This is a genomic window from Pseudoalteromonas galatheae (genome assembly GCF_005886105.2).
Taxonomy (GTDB): Bacteria; Pseudomonadota; Gammaproteobacteria; order Enterobacterales; family Alteromonadaceae; genus Pseudoalteromonas; species Pseudoalteromonas galatheae.
Window position 1 is genome coordinate 2,793,294 of sequence record NZ_PNCO02000001.1, and the last position, 24,533, is coordinate 2,817,826.

The 24,533-nt window shown below is 43.4% G+C and carries 20 protein-coding genes and 1 pseudogene; 11 read left to right on the forward strand and 10 right to left on the reverse strand.

All coding sequences use genetic code 11. The annotated features are described in order from the left end of the window. Positions 1-98: 98 nt before the first annotated feature. The 3 genes from CWC29_RS12440 to ctlX form a co-directional block, all read right to left on the reverse strand. Positions 99-761 carry an outer membrane beta-barrel protein gene (locus CWC29_RS12440; protein WP_138522667.1) on the reverse strand — a complete coding sequence of 221 codons (663 nt, stop codon included), beginning with the start codon at positions 759-761 and terminating at the stop codon, positions 99-101. Between the two features lie 204 nt (positions 762-965). Further along, positions 966-2,396, reverse strand: coding sequence for an alanine/glycine:cation symporter family protein (locus tag CWC29_RS12445; protein WP_138522665.1), 1,431 nt, complete (start codon positions 2,394-2,396; stop codon positions 966-968). An 82-nt stretch (positions 2,397-2,478) separates the two neighbouring features. Further along, on the reverse strand, positions 2,479-3,390 hold the full coding sequence (gene ctlX / locus CWC29_RS12450; protein WP_138522663.1) for a citrulline utilization hydrolase CtlX: 912 nt from the start codon (positions 3,388-3,390) through the stop codon (positions 2,479-2,481). Between the two features lie 168 nt (positions 3,391-3,558). Here ctlX and CWC29_RS12455 point away from each other — a divergent pair, with 168 nt between their 5' ends. Then, positions 3,559-3,990, forward strand: a complete 432-nt coding sequence (locus CWC29_RS12455) for an Lrp/AsnC family transcriptional regulator (protein ID WP_128725236.1) — start codon at positions 3,559-3,561, stop codon at positions 3,988-3,990. A 100-nt stretch (positions 3,991-4,090) separates the two neighbouring features. Here CWC29_RS12455 and CWC29_RS12460 read toward each other — a convergent pair whose 3' ends face one another. Next, on the reverse strand, positions 4,091-5,203 hold the full coding sequence (locus CWC29_RS12460; RefSeq protein ID WP_138522661.1) for a mechanosensitive ion channel family protein: 1,113 nt from the start codon (positions 5,201-5,203) through the stop codon (positions 4,091-4,093). A 134-nt stretch (positions 5,204-5,337) separates the two neighbouring features. Here CWC29_RS12460 and CWC29_RS12465 point away from each other — a divergent pair, with 134 nt between their 5' ends. Next, positions 5,338-6,309 carry a YihY/virulence factor BrkB family protein gene (locus tag CWC29_RS12465; RefSeq protein WP_138522659.1) on the forward strand — a complete coding sequence of 324 codons (972 nt, stop codon included), beginning with the start codon at positions 5,338-5,340 and terminating at the stop codon, positions 6,307-6,309. Between the two features lie 150 nt (positions 6,310-6,459). On the opposite strand, the gene CWC29_RS12470 is transcribed toward CWC29_RS12465, so the two are convergent. Both CWC29_RS12470 and CWC29_RS12475 read right to left on the reverse strand, forming a co-directional pair. Further along, complete coding sequence (locus CWC29_RS12470) at positions 6,460-7,848, reverse strand: alkaline phosphatase PhoX (RefSeq protein WP_138522657.1); 1,389 nt, start codon at positions 7,846-7,848, stop codon at positions 6,460-6,462. Between the two features lie 140 nt (positions 7,849-7,988). After that, a complete protein-coding gene (locus CWC29_RS12475) occupies positions 7,989-10,382 on the reverse strand; it encodes a TonB-dependent receptor (protein WP_138522655.1) in 2,394 nt (797 codons plus the stop codon). Between the two features lie 66 nt (positions 10,383-10,448). Here CWC29_RS12475 and CWC29_RS12480 point away from each other — a divergent pair, with 66 nt between their 5' ends. The 5 genes and pseudogenes from CWC29_RS12480 to CWC29_RS12495 all read left to right on the forward strand — a co-directional run bounded on the left by CWC29_RS12480 (position 10,449) and on the right by CWC29_RS12495 (position 15,757). Then, on the forward strand, positions 10,449-10,940 hold the full coding sequence (locus CWC29_RS12480) for a Fur family transcriptional regulator (protein ID WP_138522653.1): 492 nt from the start codon (positions 10,449-10,451) through the stop codon (positions 10,938-10,940). Positions 10,941-10,951: 11 nt separating this feature from the next. After that, positions 10,952-12,286, forward strand: a complete 1,335-nt coding sequence (locus CWC29_RS12485; protein ID WP_138522651.1) for a dihydroorotase — start codon at positions 10,952-10,954, stop codon at positions 12,284-12,286. A gap of 111 nt (positions 12,287-12,397) precedes the next feature. Next, positions 12,398-12,553 (forward strand): annotated as a pseudogene (locus CWC29_RS24210) (GTP cyclohydrolase FolE2); the annotation flags it as partial. Positions 12,554-12,571: 18 nt separating this feature from the next. Then, positions 12,572-13,489 carry a GTP cyclohydrolase FolE2 gene (gene folE2, locus CWC29_RS12490; RefSeq protein ID WP_128725229.1) on the forward strand — a complete coding sequence of 306 codons (918 nt, stop codon included), beginning with the start codon at positions 12,572-12,574 and terminating at the stop codon, positions 13,487-13,489. Between the two features lie 117 nt (positions 13,490-13,606). Further along, positions 13,607-15,757: a M3 family metallopeptidase gene (locus CWC29_RS12495; RefSeq protein ID WP_138522649.1), complete on the forward strand. Its 2,151-nt coding sequence runs from the start codon at positions 13,607-13,609 to the stop codon at positions 15,755-15,757. Between the two features lie 266 nt (positions 15,758-16,023). On the opposite strand, the gene CWC29_RS12500 is transcribed toward CWC29_RS12495, so the two are convergent. The 3 genes from CWC29_RS12500 to dinB form a co-directional block, all read right to left on the reverse strand. Then, on the reverse strand, positions 16,024-17,556 hold the full coding sequence (locus CWC29_RS12500) for a M17 family metallopeptidase (RefSeq protein WP_138523508.1): 1,533 nt from the start codon (positions 17,554-17,556) through the stop codon (positions 16,024-16,026). A gap of 69 nt (positions 17,557-17,625) precedes the next feature. Further along, complete coding sequence (locus CWC29_RS12505) at positions 17,626-19,311, reverse strand: carbon starvation CstA family protein (RefSeq protein ID WP_128726701.1); 1,686 nt, start codon at positions 19,309-19,311, stop codon at positions 17,626-17,628. Positions 19,312-19,436: 125 nt separating this feature from the next. Continuing rightward, the gene (gene dinB, locus CWC29_RS12510; protein ID WP_128726702.1) at positions 19,437-20,492 is read right to left on the reverse strand and encodes a DNA polymerase IV; all 1,056 of its coding nucleotides are present in this window, start codon (positions 20,490-20,492) and stop codon (positions 19,437-19,439) included. Between the two features lie 218 nt (positions 20,493-20,710). Between dinB and CWC29_RS12515 the strand changes: the two genes are divergently transcribed. The 4 genes from CWC29_RS12515 to CWC29_RS12530 all read left to right on the forward strand — a co-directional run bounded on the left by CWC29_RS12515 (position 20,711) and on the right by CWC29_RS12530 (position 23,647). Continuing rightward, positions 20,711-21,763: an aldo/keto reductase gene (locus tag CWC29_RS12515; protein ID WP_128726703.1), complete on the forward strand. Its 1,053-nt coding sequence runs from the start codon at positions 20,711-20,713 to the stop codon at positions 21,761-21,763. A gap of 85 nt (positions 21,764-21,848) precedes the next feature. After that, positions 21,849-22,361 (forward strand): NUDIX hydrolase, encoded by a 513-nt coding sequence (locus CWC29_RS12520; protein WP_069022598.1) that lies wholly within the window; start codon positions 21,849-21,851, stop codon positions 22,359-22,361. Between the two features lie 73 nt (positions 22,362-22,434). Further along, complete coding sequence (locus CWC29_RS12525) at positions 22,435-23,124, forward strand: hypothetical protein (RefSeq protein WP_128726704.1); 690 nt, start codon at positions 22,435-22,437, stop codon at positions 23,122-23,124. Between the two features lie 40 nt (positions 23,125-23,164). Beyond that, a complete protein-coding gene (locus CWC29_RS12530) occupies positions 23,165-23,647 on the forward strand; it encodes a LabA-like NYN domain-containing protein (protein ID WP_128726705.1) in 483 nt (160 codons plus the stop codon). Between the two features lie 86 nt (positions 23,648-23,733). Here CWC29_RS12530 and CWC29_RS12535 read toward each other — a convergent pair whose 3' ends face one another. Then, entirely contained in the window at positions 23,734-24,444 is a 711-nt protein-coding gene (locus CWC29_RS12535) for an SIMPL domain-containing protein (protein WP_128726706.1), read from the reverse strand. Positions 24,445-24,533 lie beyond the last annotated feature (89 nt).

Below are 24,533 nucleotides of genomic sequence, written 5' to 3' on the forward strand. Positions count from 1 at the left end.
AAGCTTTCTTGTCAAAATTAATGGGGTGAATTGTTCAATTCGCCCCACTCTAAATACAGTTCTAAAAATAACCTTTCTCTACTCCGAATATCAGCGTATTAAAAAGCCCAACCAAGTAACATGGATATATCGTGCAAATTATGCTCATATTGAACTACGCCTGTGTTGTCATATTCTTTCGATTCTTTAATATTCAAAAGAGAGTACTCCAAACCAACATAAAGATTATCTGTTAGTCGATACTCAACACCTATCGAGGTATAAATATCATTACCGCTATCACCTGAACTATTGCTGCCTGTAGGAACCAACTGTGCAGGGATCACATCTTTGTATTGCCAATGTGCCATTCCAACTCTTATATTTGCATTAATATTGGTAGACACCTCAATCTCTCCCTTAATCCCCAACCGTAGAGATTCAGTATCAATAGGAAACCTGGCTCTATATGAGTAGTCATATGGGTTTTGATAGATTCCAGAGTGTGTGTTAGAAACATGAACGGAATATTCAGCTAGTGACTCTCCATGAAAATGTTGTGCGACTTCAAGTGCTAAACGATCTGTAAGCCCAACACCGAGCCTCAACCCCCATGAATCAGAATTAGCAGATGGCGCACGCTTATATCCTAAATCAGATTCTTGCTCAGCATAAAATTCATTATTGGCTTTACCAAAAAGTACTTCTGAAAATATGGCAATATCAGCCTTCGCGTACATAGGCAACGATAGTACTGCCAGTCCAAATAATTGTTTTTTCATTATCACATCGGTGTTTAAAGATTAAAAAGGAAGCAATATTTAGTTTGAAATATTGAAGTGAAAAGCGGGCGGAAGTATACACTGAATATAAAAAATTTAAACAAGGTGATGATTGAAAGTTTGGCGATACTTTTTAATTTAAAAAGTTAAAGAATAAATAAAGGCCGGAAAAATTCGGCCTTTATTTATTCCATCTAAAACGTATTAGACTGAACTCTTTGCATTAATTTCCCCCCAAATGCCAGACTCAGTAACTCCTTGCACTTTGACCTTATCGACTTCGAATACAGGCTCTTTCCCTTTTGCTCTTTGCTGATGATAATCAGCCGTCACCGCCAAGATAGTGGGAGTAAGACGCACGATGGCAATAACATTAACCACCGTCATTAAACCCAATGCGATGTCGGCAAGATCCCATACCTGTTTTAGCGTTGCCGAAGCGCCCCACAACATCATAGACAAGTAGCATGCGGTGTAAATTGAACGGCCAACTTTATTATCCAGATGAAATAAGTGTAAGTTACTTTCAGCATAGGCGTAATTAGCGACTACAGAGGTGAAAGCAAACAAAGTGATCGCCGCCGCAACAAAGTACACGCCCCCAGTTGCTAAATGCGCGGTCATCGCAGATTGTGTTAGCCTTATGCCTTCCATCTCACTGCCAATATCTATGTCTGCCAATAGAATTATGACAGCAGTGCAACTGCACAAAACGATGGTATCAAAGAATACGCCCAGCATTTGAATATAACCTTGGGTCACGGGGTGATTGGGAATTGGCGACGCACTGGCCGATGCGTGCGGTACACTACCCGCTCCCGCCTCGTTAGAATAGAGCCCGCGCTGAATACCATTTTTGATAGCTGCGCCAAGTGCGCCTGCGCCCGCTTCTTGCAAGCCAAAAGCTGAAAGCAAAATATCTTTGATCATGGCAGGGACTTGAGAGTAATTCATCACGGTAATAATAATGGCCGCAAGGACAAAGACTAATCCCATTACTGGCACTACCTTTTCAGCAAATCGTGCAATCGCTTTGAAGCCACCAAGAATAATAGAGCCAGCGAGGACTGTGATCACAATACCTGAATATAAGGTTGGAATATCAAACGCATTGTTGAGCGCATCGGTGATGGTATTGGTTTGCATCGCGCTAAAGGTAAATCCATATCCCAAAAACAAGCAAAAGGCGAAGCATACTGCAAACGCCCGACTTCCCAATCCCATGTGAATATAATAAGCAGGACCACCTCTAAACTCACCTTGGCTATCACGCACTTTATAGACTTGCCCAAGTACACTTTCGGCAAAGCCTGTTGCCATACCCAAAATAGCTATCATCCACATCCAAAATATCGCACCACTGCCACCAAGAGAGATAGCAACTGCAACACCTGCAAGATTACCAGTTCCAACTCGAGCTGATAGCCCTGTGCATAAGGCTTGAAATGAACTGATTGTATTGCTATCACCCTGACTGCTGCCCCGTAACAGGCTAAACATGTGACGAAACTTTACAACTTGTATCCCTCGCAAAAGAATAGTGAACCAAAACCCTGCAAATAGCAGGATATAAATAAGTATCTGGCCTTCTCCCCATAAAAGCCCATTGATACTCTTAACTGCACTTTCAAACATAGGCGATTCCTGTTTTATTATTATTTGCCGTTTATCTAGGGCCTGTTGACCTTCTTAAAAGGTCAACAGGCCCTAGTATTATTTAACGGTTATTTAAATGGACTCCAGCAATCATACAACGCACCGAGCCACCTGCGGCTTCAATTGTCGGTATATCAATAGCAACTAGCTTAGCTGACTTTTCAATGACAGCAATTTGCTCAGGCAACAACGCCTGATAAGCCGTTGTGGAAAGCGCGAGTATGCGTCCCATACTGCCTTGCAACTCAATCGCGTTGCCGCAAAAATGTTGGATCTGCTGATAAGATAGCGCAATCAGGGTGTGGCCGCTTTGCGTAAAACGGTTAATAAGCTGTGCCCGCTGATATTCTGGCACCATATCTAGGCATATCATGGCGAAATCGGTGGCGACACACATTAAGACATTGGTGTGATAGACAGGCACTTCATTCTTATCATAGGCATTAAATATTTCTGCCTGTAGTCCCAACTGCTCACAAACCTGATTAACTAACACGGCGTTAGTGCGCTTGGACTCTACCGCATAGGCCACTTTTGCTTGATGATCGATAACCATAGAGCCGGTGCCTTCAAGGAATACTTCTTCAGCGGTTAGATGACTATAATCATTGATGTTTGTCACCTGATAGTGAGCACTCAGAAAATCAATAATATCGCGGCGGATCTCCAATCGTCGATTCAAAGCGTACATAGGATAAATCGTTAACTGACCATCGTTATGCGTCGAAAACCAGTTATTTGGAAAGACCGAGTCTGGCGTGTCTGTGGAGGTATCTTCAAATAAGTGTACTTTCACGCCAGCCAATTCTAACGCTTGCACGGCGTTGCTGACCTCAACATAGGCTCTGTTGTTAGGGTTGTTTTCACTGCATGCTTGCTGAAATGCGTTATCTTGCATGGTTTGCGGGTTCGAAGTGAAATGGTGTGGGCGGATCATCACCACCGCTCGTGGTGCTTGAAATATCGTTGTCATACTGCACTCATTATTTGATTTGGACCTTGTCATACACAATATCAGTGTAACCACACCATAAGACGATTTAAATGCCAAAATCTTATACAATTAGTGCAATTTTCTATCACTTTGCTAAGTTGAATTATACAAATAGACTAATCATGACAAAAACCACAAAGCTGTACTATGACTCCTTACTTATATGATGCGCTTGACAAAGCCTTGATTGCTGAATTGCGCAAAGATGGCCGAGCAGCCATTTCAACTTTAGCCACTACGCTCGATGTGTCTCGCGGAACCGTACAAAACCGTTTAGATAGACTCATTTCCAGTGGTGCAATTCTAGGCTTTACAGTGCGGGTTCATGAATATATCGAGTCCGAGCTGGTGCGCGCTATCATGATGATAGAAGTGATCGGTAAATCCACTACTCAAGTGATCAATGCACTGCGTGGGATCCCCGAACTCAGTAAAATTCATACCACGAACGGGGCATGGGATTTAATCGCTGAAGTGCAAGCTGCTAACCTCAGTGAATTCGATGGTGTACTGAGGCAAGTTCGAGAGATTGATGGCATTTTAAATAGTGAAACCAGTATTTTGCTATCGAGTACGTAAAGCTCGATAGCGTTGTTTATCTAGATCAGGGTGATGAGTCGACGGTCCGAAATAAACTAAATCAGCCATGACACATTTCAACACTTAACCTAATTTACTGCTAAATTATATTATCCCCTTCTTCTGGGCTTCGAGCATGTTCAGCTTGTTCTCTGATCTCATCTGCATCGCTACTTACATCGTCAATATCCGCATCTACTGCTGTTATTGTGGGTTTATGCTTTTGTTTCACGGAGGCTCCGTTGCCACTCGAATTACTAGTCGCTTCTTTAATTGATCCTGATGTTTCATTATTTGCAGCTATAATTATCCGCTCTCTAGCATCGTCAGGCATGCTAATTCCCTGTTCGGTAAAGCAATTAACGGTTTCTCGCATAAGTTGAGACGCCACTTTTATCGGACTATGTTGTTCGCTATTGACCCAAAAATATATAGTAAGATTGATAGTCGCGGAGCCTAATGCTTCGAGTAGAGCCTGTGGTGGCGGGTCGTTTAAAACCGCACTTTGTTCTTTAAGTAAGTCAATTGCAATTTGCTGCGTCAGGCGAATATCGTTGTCATAGCCAATACCAATCTTAAAGTGTCCACGTGTTTTGGGATTGGCAGTAAAGTTTTTAATTACATTCTTGTAGACGGTAGCATTGGGTATTTGAATGTGATTGCCATCGTAATCAACTAAGGTGGTTGCGCGGGCAGTGACTTTTTTAACGATCCCCAAACGGTTATCGACTTCGATAACGTCATCAATTCTAAATGGGCGCTGGACACTAAGTAACATACTCGAAATAAAGTTCTCAGCGATATCACGAAATGCAAACCCAAGAATAAGACCGACAAGCCCAGTGCCACTCATTACTGCAACTGCAAACTCACTCAACCCAGCCAAACGCAAAAAGATATAAATACCAAAAAATATGACTAACACGCTGATAAAACGGCGAGTGACTAGATGTAATAATCGACTTTTACTGACATAACCTATGGGTTTAATCAAAAGATAAGAGATTGGCCTTGCTAAATAATAACAAAGCACAATAACCACAACTCCCAGCGCCAGAGCAGGTAATAATTGCCATGCAGTTTGTAAAAAGTGCACAACTTGTGTGCTTAAACTTAGCGTATCTGATGTGCTCACGGCTTCAGTCGCTTCGCTAGAAGCTGCCGTCTGAATCATATTAATAATTTGATTTTTAATAAGATTATTGATTTCCATATTGCACTCTTTGGGTTTTTATTGACAAGATCACGAGTTAACTAGTAGCAAATATAACGCCAAACGAGATTGGCAGACCTTTTGCTGTATATCACTTTAGAACAACAGGCCCAGAATTGATTTAGGAAAGACCAATGGCAGCTCATAAACATGGCTTTAATGCAGATAGGCCAAGTGATATTCCAGCACTCGGTTGGTGGGATGTCAGTAAACGGCTATATCACAGCTTATCCCAGGATAATTTATCTCTGGTTGCCGCTGGAGTGGCATTTTATGCCCTTCTGGCAATATTCCCCGCATTAGCAGCCGTCGTTTCTATCTACGCCTATTTTTCTTCTCCTACAGAAATGGTTGATCAGCTACTGCCGCTAATAGAGCTCTTACCAGCATCCAGTCAAGAAATTATGTTGCAACAACTCAAGGCGCTCACTCAAAAATCGCAGGCGAGCCTAAGTCTAGGTGCTATTTTTACCCTCTTTTTAACAATCTGGAGTAGCAGTAAAGGCTGCCAAGCGTTGATTACAGCCTGCAACATTACGTATCATGAGCACAATAAAAGGCAGTTTTTGCAAGCGCTAGTGGTGCGCTTTTTGTTTTCTGTGGGGGCGATTTTCGTCGCGATTGTGGCACTGTCTATTATCGGAATTTTACCGATTGTGCTTAACCTCGTAGGATTTACCACAGCACTGGACTCTGTAATACAGCTAATTACTTGGTCTATTTTAGCGGTACTATTTCACTTTTCCTTAGCGTTTGTTTATCGTTACGCGCCTCATCGCAGAGCCGCAAAATGGCGCTGGATAACACTCGGCTCGTTTACCGCAACCGGCTTATGGATCTTAGCGTCATTGGGATTTTCATATTATGTCGCGCAGTTCGCTTCTTACAATGAAACTTATGGTTCATTGGGAGGTGTCGTCATTATGATGATGTGGTTATACTTGAGTGCATACATCATTATTTTTGGTGCTGCATTAAATGCCAGTGCTGAGCTACAAACTTTAAAAGATAGTACCGTTGGGCCAGCAAAAACCAGAGGACAACGAGGCGCATTTGTGGCTGATAATTTGACGACAAGACAACGTAAAGAAAAGGAGCCTCATTGATAATAGCATCAATATCAATAGCTCACTTTCACGATTTAAATTTTGCTTAGATTACTCAGCAGCAAGTTGAGCGTCGCGACCAAAATACACTTATGAGAACATAAACCAAATAGCGAAAAGATCAACAAGCCCTAATTCAACAAATTAAAATTAGAGAGGCTCTTTATTTTTTGCTTGATTAAAGTGCTCCCATGGCCCCACAATCGCCAATGTTGTCGTTGGTGAGTACACATTAACAAATAAAGTCTTGCCGTCTGGTGAAAAACAAGCACCGGCGAGCTCAGTTTGCTTAGCTAGCCGTGCAAAATTATAGAGTTCTCCCTCTGGTGTTACGCCTCTTAGATAGTTATCTACAACATCGGAATACTGATCCTCACAAACAATTAAATGTCCTTGTGGCGACACGGTAAGATTGTCACCAAAGTTATAGAGAGACTGGCTAGCGCTTTCCACGAATAAAGACAACTTTCCTGGATTGAGACGTTCTTTTTCTGTTCCCTCAAACTCAGATGGCTGATACTTCATGATTTGCCCTAGCTGCTTTTTTCCGCCATTGGTACAACAAAAGTACAGCTCGTTTTCACCCCAATGGATCCCTTCACCTCGAGCAAATAGCGCGGCTCCACTTCGATAAGCACGGATCCGTAAATCGTCTTTAGCACTTTGCGGGTCGTCCAAATTTATCCACTCAACGATAAACTCCTGATGAAGTGGCATCGCTTTTTTATTCCAATTTCGACTATCAAATTGCGGGCTTTCTTTCACAGCCAACGCTTGTAGTTTCCCGCCTTTGTGGAGCTTTGCTTTTTCGTTTGGAATAAAGCGGTAAAACACACTGTCTCCCCGGTCTTCCGTGAGATAAACAATACCTGTTTTGGGATCAACAGCAGCAGCTTCATGATTAAACCGCCCCATTGTTTTTAGAGGTTGTGGCTTAATTAAACCCTTTGCAGTCGCTGGTACTTCAAAAATATATCCGTGATCTTGTGTAAAACCATCATTTTTAGTTGCAGTTGTTTCTTCACAAGTAAGCCAACTCCCCCAAGGCGTTATTCCACCAGAGCAGTTACGAATAGTGCCAACCAAGGATAAATATTCTTGTTCTTTTTGGCGTGTTTTTAGGTTATAGACAATATGACTTGTGCCACCTGGAAGTGCGATGCCTGAGTCATTTGTATCAAAAGCAAGCTCACTTTTATGCTGGCGAATACTGTTCTCGGCTTTTGCTAAATCTGTTGGTTTCAATTCATGATTGCGGACCAATGCAACTCGCTCTCCATCTAAAGCAATACAACCCATACCATCGGCTTTGTCAGGTACAGTAAAACCATCGGACATTTTATCTCCAAGGCTTGATACTATTTGATAACTGAAACCTTGGGGCAAATCGAGTAAACCATTGGGGTCGGTGATCAACGGTCCATACCCAGCTATCATTGTGTTAAAGTCTAATAGTGACACTCTGCCAAATGCGCTTTTAGAAAGGCCGATAAATGCGAGGGTGCCAGCCCCCCTTAAAAACCCTCGACGTGAAACCATAATTTCTCCTGCTGATCGTAGTCGTGTCGGTAATAATCTCGTGCTACATATAGATAAGATTTATGTTGTTGTACAACTCAGTGACTTGTGTACCTGTGTGGCTTTAACCAGCAGGTACACAATGGTTTAACCTGCTAAAACTAAAAATAGCCGCGAATACCAAGCGCGAAACTGCGTCCCGGACGAGGGCCTATATCTTTTAAGAATGAACTATGTACTCGTGCTTCTGTATCCGTCAGATTGCTCCCTCTAAGATAAATAGAGAGATCTTGATTTAACACAGAAAGATCATAAGAGATGCTAGCATCAACTAAGGTATATCCGTCGGTCGCGGTCTCTTCTGGTGCAATCCGGTCCTGCTCTTGATATCGAGTAATGTGGATATGTGCACTGAGATTATCCGTCTGATAGCTTAACTGCGATCCAAAGCGCAGAGGTGGTGTACGAGGTAAATCGCCGCCTTCTTCTAATCTGGCGCGCACAAAGTCAGAGAAAACATCAACTTTCAACTCGTCGGTCAATTGCCAAGCAACTTGCGCTTCAAAACCGTGCAAAACCACATCATCTGTCTTGAATAAATAAATAGGTAATTCGGAAGCATGATCGTGCTCATGTTCATGATTGTGGTCGTGACTATGGCCGCTCTGGGCGTACAACCCAGTTTCTATTTGATAGTAGTAGTTATCTACTTGGTTGTAAAAAGCGTTAAAAATAAAGCCTATATCACCTTGGGTTTTTCGCAGTGTAATATCAATATTGTGCGACTTTTCTAGCGCTATGCCTTGCTCATCGAGTTCAAAATGACCGTGCTCATCCATTTTGAACAACGCTCCTACCTCGTAAGTGCCAGTTCCTATGTGAGGACCAAAGGAAAATAACTCCGATGAAGAAGGAGCGCGTTCAGAGTGTGAAACAGATAACCCCAGGTTATAATTTTGCGCAAAGTCCCATACAAGACCCGAAGATAAACTGACAGGGGTAAACTGATGCTCAACCGCATATACCTTTGTTGCTTCTGAATCGTGACCGATGTGGTCATGCATTTCAGCATCGTGCGAGTGGGCATCAATACTCGGTAAAGGCACATTACTTGCGGTGATCTCCACTTGCTCAATACGACCACCTAACTGCACTAAAAAATCACCAAACCGCCTTTCCTCCATTACCCCTATCGCAAGTGTTTGGGTATCAGATGGCGGCGTAAACGCCTCACTACCTTGAGCCTCAACATCACTGTGTTTGTAATGTAAGCTTACGCCACCAGTCCAAGCGGACAGAGGCTGATGTAGTAAATCAACCTTTAACTCATTGGTATCATTCTTAAATGTTGTTCCAATCATGCCGTGCTCAACTTCAGCATGTTCATACTCTGTAAAACCAGCACGCACATTCACTTTATCAAGCCAACCTTTGTTAAACTTGTACTCGCTTAATAGTTGCACTTTTGTTTGTGCTAAGTCGGCAAAAACCTGCTCTTCAGCCTCATTATGTGCTTCTTCATCACCATGCGTATGCCCCGGAATGCCGTATTTGCGGTTAAATTTCTCAACAGCCACACCGACATAACCTTGGTCAAATAAGTAACTTGAGCCAACAGTAAAACCATCAGACTCTTCAGCACTATTTGCTACTTTATAGTGATGTTCATCATTGTCATTCCCTTCACTATGCTCATGAATTTCAGCAGGAACAGGTACTTCGTAATCATTAGATTCTCGCCAGAATGCATCAACATATAAGGCCACAGAACCAATACCCGATGTCGCATTAAACGAGGCTGTATTTTGGTCATCAACAGAGTTACTTTCCAGATTCCATTCTCCGCGAGTTGTATTATCGGTTGGCACTCTTGTATCGACGACGTTAACCACTCCCCCAATCGCACCGCTACCATAAAAAAGAGTTGCAGGTCCTCGCAACACCTCGATTTGTTGAGCCGTTGAAGCTTCGGAGGCGACTGAGTGATCAGGACCAACTCTAGATACATCACTGACATCTAATCCATTTTGCGTCACCAACACTCGCGGGCCACTCAAACCTCGAATAATTGGTGTGCTTGCTACTTTGGCGTGAAAATTTGTATTGACGCCAGGCAGTTTTTCTAAGCTATCCCCTAGTGTAGCGGTTTGCTGTCGACGCAATGTTTCACCTGACAAAACACTAACTGGAACTGCCGATTCCATCGCTGACATATGTACAGGAGTAGCAACAATATCTATAACTTCTATTGGAGAACGATTTAACATTAGCATTGCGTTTTTAACGCCACCTTGCTCCAGAGTGAGCGCCTTATGCAGATGAGCAAAACCAGGTGCTCTTACATGGATTTGTTTATTTCCAAGCCCAACACCCGAAATTTGAAAATGACCATTGTTATCTGTGAGTACGCGAATATCAGTTCCTTCGACCTCAATTGATGCATTTGCAATCCCTTTACCAGCTTTATTGACGACTGTACCTTCTATAGACTTTGCTACAAGGCTTGGTGGTAACAGTGCAGCAACGAGCAAGGATATTGTTGATAGTTTAGACATAACGACTCCAATAAATGTTATATTGTATCGATTATGCTTGATATGTTATATTGTATCAACAGTTGAATGGATTATGTCGTCATTGCCGTGAACAAAACTCAACGAAACTTTATTCTCAAACAGGCTCAAGCAAAATGCCAATCGTTAGGGCTGCGTTTAACTGAAAAACGACAGGGCGTGCTTGAAATATTATTGCAAACAGTCGAGCCGCTATCAGCGTATGAACTTACTAGCAAATACAATAAAAGCACCAACTCTCCTATTCTAGCAATGTCCGTGTACCGCATTCTTGAATTCTTAGAATCAGTCAATCTGGCACACCGGATCCATTCTGCAAATAAATATATAGCCTGTAAGAGTCTAGATGGTGCGTGCCATCACCATCTATCCGTGATCTTAGTCTGCAAATCCTGCCATCAAATAGAAGAAATAGATTCTGTTCAAGAGGCTGCCAAGCATCTATTTAAAGCGGTAGAAAGCACTGGATTTTCAGCTGCAAATGCACGCTTAGAGTTGCCTGGCTTATGTAACCTTTGCAAAGCCAAACTTGACAAATAGGTCCCTACAATATGAAAAACACACTGATAAAAAATGCAATTGTGGTCAACGAGAATCAATCACAAGAATGTGATGTACTTATCGTTGATAACAGAATAAACAAAATTGCAAGCTCAATAACTGCGCAGCCAAATGACAATATTGTGGATGCGACAGGTTATTTTCTACTCCCTGGAATGATAGACGACCAAGTACATTTCCGTGAGCCCGGCTTAACACAGAAGGGGAATATAGCCTCAGAATCGAGAGCTGCTGTGGCAGGTGGTATCACCAGCTATATGGAAATGCCAAACGTAAGCCCTGCGACTACAACCATTGAAGCTCTTGAACAGAAATACGCGATTGCGTCTAGAAGCTCGCTGGCAAACTATAGTTTTTACTTAGGGGCAACCGAAGATAATTTAGAACAAATAAAACGTTTAGATGCGAAGAAGTACTGTGGTGTTAAAGTTTTTATGGGGGCATCAACAGGCGATCTACTCGTTGAGCATCCACAAGCACTCGACGCAATTTTCAGAGAAAGTCCAACCCTAATTGTCACCCACTGTGAAGATGGAAGAGTGATTGAAAAGAATTTATCCATGTGCATCGGACGCAGTGGCAGTTTAACAATTCAAGATCACCCCATCATTCGTGACGTCGAAGCGTGTTATTCATCCTCTTCGTACGCTGTATCTTTAGCGAAACAATATCGTAGCGATTTACATGTACTGCATATCACAACAGAAAAAGAATTGAGCTTATTCCCTTCAGGCGATATTCGCGACAAACATATTACGGCAGAAGCATGTGTTCATCATTTGTGGTTCAGTCAAGAAGATTACGCACAGCAGGGTAACCTAATAAAATGCAACCCAGCGATTAAAGCGAAAAGCGATCGTGATGCTTTATTAGCAGCGGTACGAAATAATCAAATAGATATTATTGCTACTGATCACGCGCCTCATACTTGGCAAGAAAAGCAACTCCCCTACCAGCAAGCACCTGCGGGTTTGCCTTTAGTTGAACATGCATTGTTAAGCTTGCTCGACCATGTGCATCATCAGCGTTTATCTATAGAGCAGCTCGTTGAGAAGGTGGCACATAATCCAGCGTTAAGATATCACATTGTAGATAGAGGCTTTATTCGTGAAGGATACTATGCTGACTTGGTACTCGTGAACCCTCATCACGAAACACCCACTTGCCATCAGAAAACACACTATCACTGTGGCTGGACCCCGTTCGACGGTCACCGTTTTTCAGCAAAAGTTTTAAAAACTTGGGTGAATGGCAGTCTCGTTTATGACGGCCAACAACCGCTTAATACACCCACAGCCGCTATGCCACTAATTTTTAATCGCTAGGGCATGTTTACCTTTCAAGTTTGTTTTTGCAGCAGTTTGATTGGTATTTGTACAAGGCAGAGCCTGCGTAGCATAGTTATTCTACGTGAGTCAGGCGAGAACACAGTAGAAATGCTAATCAAGCGCTGCCCTTTGGGTTCACCTGAGTGCGCTTTGTTCATTGTTGCTCAACTTTTGCCTAGATTACTAGGCGGCAAGTCGAGCGTCGCGACCAAAACACACTCAGGAGAACAAAAATCAAACAGCAAAGTTCAACAGGCCCTAGAAACCTCGCCGGAAATAAATATGACAGTATCTTTACCTGATGTTGCCTCTGGGCAACTTGCAACAACAGCCTTACCGCTAAAGTGGGTGGGTATGGAAAAAATTGCCATACCTTTAGAAGTGGAAATATCAAGCACTTCCAGCCAAAGAGTTAACGCTCTTGCAAATATTTTTGTTAGTCTTGATAAACCTGAGGCGAAAGGGATCCATATGTCCCGGTTATACATTCGCTTGAGAGAGATACTAAGTACGACTCCTTTGAATATTAAAACGATTGAAGCGTTATTAAAAGAGTCGGTTCAATCTCAACAAGGATTGAGCAAAGCAGCCAAGCTTGAGTTACAGTTTGAAGTAACCATAGATAAACCAGCATTGTTGAGCGATCAATTCGGCTATCAAAGTTACCCTATCACGCTTAATTGTGAGTATATAAACTCAGAGCTTAGCTATGAGTTATCACTTACTATTGCCTATTCAAGTACCTGCCCTTGTTCAGCGGCACTTTCTAGACAAGCATTAAGTGAAGAGATCGAAGAACAGTTTTCCCAACAGATGATTTCAAAACACGAACTAATGACGTGGATAACCTCTCTACAAGGGAGCATTGCCACACCTCATAGCCAGCGCTCTTTCGCTTACGTAACGGTAAAACTAACTGAACGGACGTTGCCACTCATTCCAAGCCTTATAAAAGCGCTAGAACAAGCCATTGGCACGCCAGTTCAAACTGCGGTAAAACGTGAAGATGAACAAGCATTTGCGAAGCTAAATGCAGAAAACCTAATGTTTTGTGAAGATGCCGCACGACGAGTCAAACAATTTTTAGAGCAAAACACACAGTTTGTTGATTATTGGTTCAAAATTGAACACCAAGAAAGTTTGCATGCTCACAATGCTGTCGCCATTGATAATAAGTTTCCGGCCCAAAAACTGACTTAAGAAACACTTATCTGCCTAAGATGCAAGAATCACGATACCGCCATTATTATGCGATAAAACACAACTAAAAATACACAATAGATACACTATAACATTACATCAAATATTGAGAAGTTTATGAAAAAAACCATCATCGCCGTTACAATTTACTCCACGCTTTTTGTCTCTGGTTGTTCAAATTATACAACGGAGGTGGCATCTACCGTGCCTAAGAAAAGTGAATCAGTCCGTCACAATCCACTGTTCAAAGCCAGTACTTTAATCTATCAAACCCCAATGTTTGACCAGATCAAAGATGAACATTTTATGCCTGCATTTAAGCTGGGTATGGCAGAGCACCTCAAAGAAATCGAGCGTATTGCAACTAACCCTGCAGCGCCTACGTTTGAAAACACCTTAATTGCAATGGAAAAAAGTGGTGCACTGCTAAAGCGAACCAGTAGCGTGTTTTTTAACTTAATAGGCACAGATAGCTCAGTAAAGCGTCGTCAATTACAAAAAGAGCTAGCCCCAATGCTCGCAGAACACCGCGATAACATCAATTTGAACGCCGCATTATTTGACCGTATAAAGTCGCTTTATGATAATCGCAACACACTCGAACTGGACTCAGAATCAAAGCGTTTATTGGATGTTTACTACACCAACTTTGTGCGAGCTGGCGCAAAACTAAGTGCTGAAGATAAGGAGAAAATTCGCAAAATCAATGAAGAGCATTCCTCTCTGACTACCCAGTTTTCACAAAACCTATTAGCAGAAACGTCTGCCATATCAGTGATTGTTGATGATAAAGCCGCATTAGACGGTTTAACAGAAAGACAAATTCTTGCCACTAAACGTGCGGCTGAAGCTGCAGGACATAAAGACAAGTACTTAATCGGTATTACCAACACCACTCGTCAACCTATTTTAGCGTCTTTAACCAACCGAGCACTTAGGCAACAGATTTGGCAAGCTTCTGCTTATCGTGCTCAGTCAGGTGATAATGACAACACTCAAATTATCATTCGGCTGGCACAGCTAAGGGCCGAAAAAGCAGCGCTGTTAGGGTATAAAAGCTGGGCAGACTACGGCCTAGAAAAGCAAATGGCTGGAAACCCTAAAGCAGTTTACAACATGCTTGGCAGCATGGTGCCGGCCGTTGTTTCCAACGTGGAAAAGGAAGCAGCAGATATTAAAACGCTTATTCAAAGCGAAGGGCACTCGTTCGACATCAAACCTTGGGACTGGGCATACTACGCTGAAAAAGTTCGTCAATCTCGTTATGATCTGGACGAAACAGAAGTGAAAAAGTACTTCGAATTTAATAACGTCTTAGAAAATGGTGTTTTTTATACCATGAATAAGCTGTACGGCGTAAGTTTCAAAGCTCGCCCTGACTTACCTGTGTATCATCCAGATGTTAAGGCTTATGAACTGTTCGATAACAATGGTGAAAGCCTCGCGATATTCTTTGCCGACTATTTTGCAAGAGAAGGTAAACGTGGTGGAGCTTGGATGAATTCATTTGTAGGGCAATCTAAGTTATTAAACCAAAAGCCTGTGGTTATCAATGTCATGAATATTGCAAAGGCACCTGATGGTGAACCAACCTTTGTGAGCTACAGTGAAGTGACAACTATGTTTCACGAAATGGGACATGGCTTACATGGGATGTTTTCTGACGTAAAATATCCGAGTCTTGCTGGAACCGCTGTTTCTCGTGATTTTGTTGAGTTTCCCTCAACCTTTGAGGAAGACTGGGCTGCACACCCTGAAGTTATCAGTAACTATGCAAAGCATTACCAAACCGGGGAGCCTATCCCAAAAACACTGCTTGATAAAGTGATCCGCTCACGAACTTTTAATATGGGCTACGATACATTGGAGTACATGGCATCTGCGCTCTTAGATATGGAGTGGCATACAATTTCACCTGAGCATGCACCCACTGATATCAATGAATTTGAACAAGCGGCACTGAAGAAGCATGGAGTCGCCCTCGATTACGTTCCACCGCGTTATAAATCAGCATTTTTTGCGCACTCTATGGGAGGCGGCTATTCTGCTGGTTACTATGCTTATATGTGGAGTGAAATATTAGCAGCCGACGCCTATGCATACGTGCAAAAGCTCGGTGGACTTAAACTTGAAAATGGCGAAAAATATCGTAAACATATTTTATCGGTTGGTAACTCAAGACCTGTAATGGACTCTTACAAAGCATTCCGCGGAAAAGAGCCAACGACTGAAGCGCTATTAAAACGCAGAGGACTAGCCCCTAAATAACCATTTAGTTTACCCAGCCAAAAAGGGAAGCTGCTATGCTTCCCTTTTATCAATCTTATACCAGTTGTATTAAGTAAATGATCTATCTTGAAGCGGGAAAATAGCTTTAGTAGCACCGCTCTCGCGTCCTGCTACCGCTAAGGTACCTATATCCATATAGGCAAGGCAAAAATTTTGCTATTTAGTTGTTCTAAATGAGAAATTTTTAACGAAGCTAATATGCTATTTCACCCTTCAAATTGATTAGAGAATTAATTCAATTGGTATTAAATACAATACCGAGCAAACAAACTTGCAACGGTTGCAGCGGTTGGTTTGCCATGTTGCCAATCGCCACCTTCAACACCGCTACCTGCAATATCCATATGTACATACGGAATTGGCAACTCAGCATTACAACCATGCTTGTCTAAACCACCAACAATTGCCAAAAATGCCATTGGGAATTGGTGACCACGAGCGGTAACCGCCGATGGAGCGTTGTTGCTCGATAGCACATCATCCGCAAGGGTGCGTGGTTTTACAAAGTCATAGTCTTCGCGTCGGCTACGCGACACTTCCGCGCAGTCAGCCCATAAGTCGCCCATATCTGCAATCTTGCGAGATACTTGCGCTGCTCGTGCAGGACCATTCTCAACGTAAGCACTGTAAGGACCCATAGCGCGCGCCGCATGACCTGTCAGTGTTGCAACCGTAAAGATCTCAGGGTTTTTCTCACCCAGAGCTAAGTCTTTCGCTTCGCTGAGTAAATCCCCCATCGCCAAGCGACCTTCCGCATCGGTGTTACCAATACGAACACGAACCCCTTCCCTGCTCTCAATGATTTCATCCGGCACGAAACAGTCAGAACCAATCGAGTTACGAACCACGGCAAGGTAAGCAATAACCTTAACGCCTTTTGGCTGATACTTGGCAACCGCTTCCATAAAACCAACCACTGAAGCCGCACCACCTTTATCTCGGCTCATGCCCGCCATAAAGCCACCTACTTTAAGGTCGGCACCACCGGTATCGTAAACAAGACCTTTACCAACAAAAATAAGAGTACGCTCAACATCACCTTCAGGCTCGTATGCCATTTTTACAACACGAGGGTGATGGCGTTCAACGGCGTAAGAGGCACGCGCCACCGTGCTTAAAAGTGGATACTGCTCATCCATAATTTTACGATCAGCGATAACTTCAACGCTTACCGCTGAACCTTGGAACAGCTCAACGCAGTAGTCAGCAAAACGAGGCGGTGCCATGCGCTCAGGTTCTGTACCACACAGATCACGCGCAGCATATTGGCCTGCAGCGATTGCGCTTAGTTGATCGCAGCATTGTGCTGACGCTTCAAAAACATAAATCGCTTCGATTGGTTCAATCGCTTCGCCACGGTACTCACGTGCCTCTAATGGCTGCCATAAGCCTTGGCATGCACCTAAAAAGCTTACAGCACGCGCATTTTCGTAACGATCATCGGCAGGCACATTAACAACAGCAAGCACAGGTTTTACCGCACCAGCCGCTTTCGCTTCTAAAATACCAGCCTTTGCCGCTTCAAAATAACGACGAACGTCATCGTAATCTCTGTCTAGTGATCCGGTTGGCGCAATCACCAAACGCTTGCCAGGTACTTTGTCCGAAACAAGCAGGCTTGCCTTTTGTGCAATGCGTGCATCAACGGCTAAAAATGGCGCAGCAACTTCATCAAGCTGTGCACTGCCGAGATTTTGGATATCATGAGTAACAACAACGATAGCATCTGCATCGCTTTCAAATAGGGTGTTACAAGGTAATGCGATTGGAAAAGACATAAAAACGGCCCTTTTCTATATTAGAATTAGGGCCGACTATAGGTGATTTGTGGTCAAGTTCCAAGGGAACTACGACATATCACGGGCTTCATCTGGTTTCGCTTTGGTTTTGCTGATCACAGACCAAGCTTCTAACATGACTAAAATACTGACCACTAGCACGATAACGTCAAGCACAACCAACAACCAATTGCCTTTTTGATAGTATTCACCTAGCTTGATCACACCAGCAAAAAACGCCATTACCAGTACAAACACCATAGGGATCAAGGTGTACTTAGCAGGACGACCTAGTTTGATAAGGTATACTGAGATAACCAACAAAGTTAAGCTTGCCAAGATTTGGTTGGTTGAACCAAACAGCGGCCAAATTACCATGCCACCGCTACCTGAAGCACCACCAGCACCAAAGGCAAGTAACAAGCAGCATCCTACAGCAAATAAGGTTGCGACAATACCGTTATTGAGTAGTTTGATATTATAAATTTCACCCCACTCTTGAATAATATAACGCTGAAGTCTAACGCCAGAATCCATAGTGGTGCCTGCAAAAAGTACAACCATAACGGCAAGTAAGGTTGATGCGATTTCAACTGGTAGTCCCCAACCTGTGCTGATAAGGTTTGAACCCCCATTAATAAAGGCTGATACGCTACCGGCACCAAGATGACTATAAATTTCGTGCCACTCTTCTGGCGATACTGCGAGCATCACACCACTTACGGCGACCAACGTAATAAGTGCTAATGAGCCTTCACCAACTGCACCTAAGTAGCCGACAAAACGGCCGTCTTTTTCTTTATCTAGTTGTTTAGAACTCGTTCCCGACGAAACAATACCGTGGAAACCAGATACCGCACCACAGGCAATCGTTACGAATAATAGCGGGATAATACTTGGGGTATTCTCCACGGTTTGGGTATTAAATGCAGGCGCGGTGATATCTGGCATCACTACAAATACCGCACCGTATAATAAAACCAAACCAACCAGTAACTGCATACCATTAATAAAATCACGAGGTTGTAATAGCATCCAAACTGGCAGCAATGACGCCACGGCAGCATAGATAAACAGAATGATGATCCAATTAGCTTTATCACTTAGACCGAACATTTCGGTTGGTAAGGTAATCGGCATACTACTGCCCATATAAATGGTCGCGTAGAGCACAATAACCCCGATAATACAGAGCGGTACTAGCGGCACTTTTCGTTTAAGCAATTGACCGATGATAAGTGCCACGACAATAGCAGACCAAGCAGGGAATACCGCATTTGGGTTGCCCACGAAGGAGTTTGCGATCACCACGCCGAACACGGCATTCACCATGAGCAGCACAAGGAAGACCACAATCATAAACAATGAACGAGTGCGCTTGCCAATTACGCTTTCAGACAAAGCGCCCATCGACTTACCTTTATGGCGAGCACTTGCCCATAGCGCGCCCATATCATGGACACCCGCAAAAAATATAGTGCCAAATACCACCCAAAGTACCGCAGGCACCCAGCCCCAATACACGGCGATAGCAGGACCAACAATTGGTGCAGCACCTGCGACTGAAGTAAAGTGATGCCCCCACAATACCACTTTGTTAGTGGGAACATAATCTACGCCGTCCTCAAGTTCATGAGCCGGCGTGACAAAGTTGTCATCCATTTTAAATATTTTTTCAGCAATAAATTTGGAATAGACAAACCATCCAAATAACATCCCTATGATGCCGAAGAGTACGATCATTATGGATTGCATAATGCTTACCTCTTGTTGTTGTTTTAATTACACGCAGTTGGCGTGATTAGTTTGTTGCACGACAACTTCGAAGCTAGCACAAAATAAACTAATTGCAGTTATCTTTTAGTCTAGGTAGGTCAGAATTAGCCATCAAAAAGTCCCAGTTGAGCATGAGTGTTAGATTTTTCATTTAGCCCTAAGTGCAAACCCACGAGGCGCACAGGTTTAAACTTTTGCCGTGCCATCGCTTCAATCAATAGCTCTTCAAAAACCGGCAAGTCAATATGCTGGTATTGGCATTCTTTGGTGGTTTGGGTGAAATCGTAAAACTTCACTTTAACGCCAAGCTTATTAAAGCCGCGCTGTAAATAAGGCTGTGCTCGGCGAGTCAGTTCAGGTAACAACTTTTCTTTTATGACTTGCTTTAAGGTATCAAGGTCGAGCGTGTCTTCTGCAAATGTGGTTTCAACGCCTATCGATTTGCGCACTCTGTCGGTTTCAACTCGGCGCTCATCAATACCTTGACAACGCCGCCATAATACAGTGCCAAACTTGCCAAATGACTGGCGTAACTGAGTTTCAGACAGTGCCTTAATATCTCGGCCATACTCAAGTCCCATGGCAAGCAAACGTTGTTGAGTCACTTTACCTACACCTGGGATTTTTTTGAGAGGTAACGCATCGATAAAAGCGCTCACTTGGTGAGGCGGGATCACACACTGACCATTAGGCTTGTTTTCATCGCTGGCAATTTTGGCTAAAAACTTGATTGGCGCAATTCCCGCCGAAGCTGTAAGGCCCGTTTCAGCAAAGATATCCGCTCGTATCTGCTCGGCGATAAGCGTTGCACTGCCATTACATTGCTGACACTCAGTAACATCTAGATAAGCTTCATCTAAAGACAGTGGCTCAATTAGCTCAGTATAGCGGGCAAAAATAGCGCGAATTTGTTGCGATATTGCCTTATAGACCTCCATTCTCCCAGGTACAATCACCAGCTGAGGGCAGAGTTTTTTCGCTTGATAATTCGACATGGCCGAGCGCACGCCATATTGCCGAGCAATATAGTTAGCTGTGGATAGCACCCCGCGATGGCTACGACCACCAATCGCCATCGGCACCTTTGCAAGCTCGGGGTTATCGCGCATTTCTACTGATGCATAGAACGCGTCCATATCAATATGAATAAATTTACGCACGCTAAAAACACTGTCTAAATAAACAGTGTTTATTATGTGCTAATTTTCCAACTGTTGCAATCTTGAACGTAGGCCTTAGTGTTCTAAGCTATACTTGTGTGGATGTCTGTTGCAACTTGCACTGCAAAACAGAGATAATGCTAACAATATCAATACTGTTCAAAGTACTAAATCCGTTACTTTGACTTTATCTAATCATTCAGCAATCAGGAGCCTGCATGGAGTACTCACGACTTGGTAGTAGCCCACTTGAAGTTTCACGCATTTGTTTAGGAAGCATGACTTGGGGCGTACAAAACAACCAGCATGATGCCGACGAGCAAATCAATTATGCACTAAGCCGTGGTATTAACTTCATTGATACCGCTGAAATGTATGCGGTCCCTCCCTCACCTGAAACCTACGGTAAAACCGAAGCCATCATTGGCAATTGGTTAAAGCGCCATCAAGAAAAGCGCGAAAAACTTGTACTTGCCACAAAGATTGCGGGAAGCGGTTTGCCTTGGATCCGTGAAGGCGGCCCTATTACGGGACAATCAGTGATCCAAGCGGTGGACGATTCGTTAGCGCGCCTGAATACCGACTATATTGACCTTTACCAACTACATTGGCCAAACCGTACTTCACCGCACTTTGGTAAACAATGGCCTGGCATGGTTCCTCTGACTGCACTTGACCGCGACGAAGAGCGCGCGGGCATGCTAGATATTTTGGAAGGCTTAGCAAGCTGTATTCAAGCAGGTAAAATTCGCCATTGGGGTCTTTCTGATGATACACCTTGGGGCATTCACACTTACCTTAATTTGGCGATGCAGCACAACCTACCTAAGCCGGTTTCAATTCAAAATGAGTTTAGCTTGCTACATGCCAAAGATTGGCCTTACTTGATTGAGACTTGTGTAAACGAAGATATTGCCTATTTACCTTGGTCGCCATTAGCTGGGGGAATGCTAAGCGGTAAGTATTTAGGGGGCGCAAGACCTGAAGGTAGCCGCTGGACTTTGGTACAACGGCAGGGCTTATTCAGAGATACGCAATTAGCTCAAGAAGCCGTTGCAAAATATCTAGAAATCGCCAAAGAATTTAATATGACTGCGGCGCAGCTGGCGCTAGCTTGGTGCGACCAAGTAGACGGGGTGACTTCAACCATAATCGGCGCGACAACCATGGCGCAGCTTAAAGAAAATATCCAAGCGTTTGAACAGCCGCTATGTGCAGAGTCTTTAGCCGAGATTGATACGGTATTTAAAGCGTACCCCTCTCCGTTTTAATATCTTCTTTCGCGATACGCCGCTTTTACGCTAGCGTATCGCATTGTAAACCCATCCTTGTTAACTAGATCGAAGTTAAAACCCCATGCAAAGCTTAAATAACACCCCAGTCATTCCGCTTCAAGGCAGCTGCTTTACCAGAAAGACCACTCGCGCCATTGTCCTTAGAGGCAACGACATCCTTATGCTTTACACCAAACGTTATGACGATTACACCTTGCCAGGTGGCGGCGTCGACGAGGGTGAAAGCTTAGAAGCAGCATTGGAGCGCGAGCTAAAAGAAGAAACGGGTGCAGTATCCATCACAGGGTTGACGCCGTTTGGCCGCTATGAAGAGTACCGCCCTTGGTATAAACCCGATCATGACAATGTGCATATTATTTCTTATTGCTACGTTTGTGAGATTTGTGGCGAATTTGATGCGCCAGCGATGGAGGATTATGAACACGCCAATGGTATGAAACCGGTGTGGATCAATATAAACCAAGCCATCGCGCATAACGAAGCAAAACTCAATGATGCGAATAACAAAGGGATGTCCGTTTTACGTGAACTCACCTTGCTAAAACATATTTCCGCGCAATTAGTCACAGATTAATTTGCCTATTGAGGGAACAATTAAGTCTTTATTAAGCTCTAACTCCGCATGACTCAAGGATTTAATAAGAATAATGCGGCTGCTCCAACACAACCTGATTAGTTTCACCATTATCGCCTCTATTGTGCTGCATCTACTGCTCGGCTGGTATCTGCAGCAAAGTATTTATATCCCCTCAAAGCCTATAGAAATTAAGGCAATGAAAACCTATTTGGTTATTGAGCCTGCCAAGCCCAAGATGGAGCGTATTGGGACACCGACGATAACTGAAGATAAGCCAGTAGAGAAGTTAAAACCGACGTTGCCGGACGATACGGTTGAAATACTAAAAACTGCGCAAACGGAACCAAAAAAACCTGCGATTGAAAGTAAAACAAAGCACATAACCAAAGCAGCGATCGTCACGCAACCTAAAAAGCTAGATCATCGCAAAGCAATCTCTCAATTTCGTCAGCAACTTTTAGAACGCGCTCCGAGTGACGCTGTACTCAGCCAAAACCAAGAAAAGCCACAGCGGCTCACCGTGCCTAAAACACATCAAACCACCGCTGCGAGCATGCAAAGGGAGCAACTCGAGTCTACGTCTCAATATACAGTCTACCGTGAAAATGGCCTATGTTACGCTGAAGTTAGGCCCGATCCGAGCATTCCTACACCGGAAGGATTAAATAAGAATTGGCGTACTGCGCCTCGCCCTTGCGATGGCGGAGCCATTAAAAAAGCCTATGATGCCGCGATGAGTAAATGGCTAAACAAACGCTAATCTTGCTATCATAAAGCAAATTTATTGCTATGAGCCCGTTATGGAAAAAGTCACCATTTTAGTCGACGCCCAGAATGTTTATTACACTACCAAGCAAGCCTACCAAACAGGCTTTGACTACAATGCGTTTTGGCGCAAAGCAACGGCTAATCGCGAGGTATATCAAGCCATTGCCTATTCCAGCGAACGAGGTGACGATAAACAAAGACAGTTTCAAAATATCCTGCGAGCAATTGGCTTTGAGGTGAAGTTAAAGCCTTATATTCAACGTGCCGATGGCTCGGCGAAATGTGATTGGGATGTTGGCATTACCATTGATGCCATGGAGTGTGCGTCTGGATCCGATGTAATTATTCTAGTAACTGGCGATGGTGATTTTGATTTACTCGCAAGTAAACTCAGAGATAAATACCATACCCGAGTTGAAGTTTACGGCGTGCCGCAGCTTACCGCTGCTTCTTTGATCCGTGCTGCCAGTGAGTTTATACCAATCGAAAACGAGTTATTAATTGGCAAGAAATAAGCAAGCAAAACCCCTTTGATAGAAGGAGCTTTGCTTGTTTGACGAATTTGTCATTTTTGCTAGCTTAGCCGCGCAATAAACGCGTTTTAATCCGATAAGTAATATTCCACGCTCGTCACGACACGCACAATTTTTATCTGTGGCGTATTACTGTCTCTATCGCGAATACTAAATTGTCCTTGTCTTGCCGATTTTATTTTGCCAAGCACAGAGTCAGAATCTTTAGCAAATTTTACCGCCACTTCTCGAGCTTTTTGTGTGGCTTCTTGCACCATTTCAGGCTTAATATCATTAAGACCAGTAAACAAATATTCAACTCGGTTTTGATAATCATCTTTAGTGATGGCAATACCTTGTTTGGCCAGTTCACTTAACTGCCCAAGTGCTTGCGATACTTTATCTGGATTATTAGAGTACACAGTCACACCGGCTTTCGCTACGTAGCGAAACCCTTGATTATTTTGACCGTACTCTTGGGCGTACTTATCAGTAATAGAAGGCGCTGATATGGACAGCTCTGATGCATCAAAGCCTTGCAAGGTCAAAAACGCACGAATAGCCGCATTTTTCTTTTCCGTGCGCTCTACCAAGGCCTCCAGATCGTTATCTGCATCACGATAAAATACGGGCCAAATCACCGTGTCTGCTGTTACTTCCTTTTCCGATAACCCTTTTACACTTACCGTCCGTTCCATTCCCTTCACTTCTAGAATGGTCGATTTTACCATCCAGCCACTTACTACCACCGCCAGTGATAGTAAAGCCGCAGGAGCCAAATATTTAGTCATAGTAGACATATCTCTGTCCTCAACGTTACGCCTCAGTCATGGTTTTCAAACAATTATAATGGGGATAGATCAAAGTCTACCTTAATTGCACTCGAAAA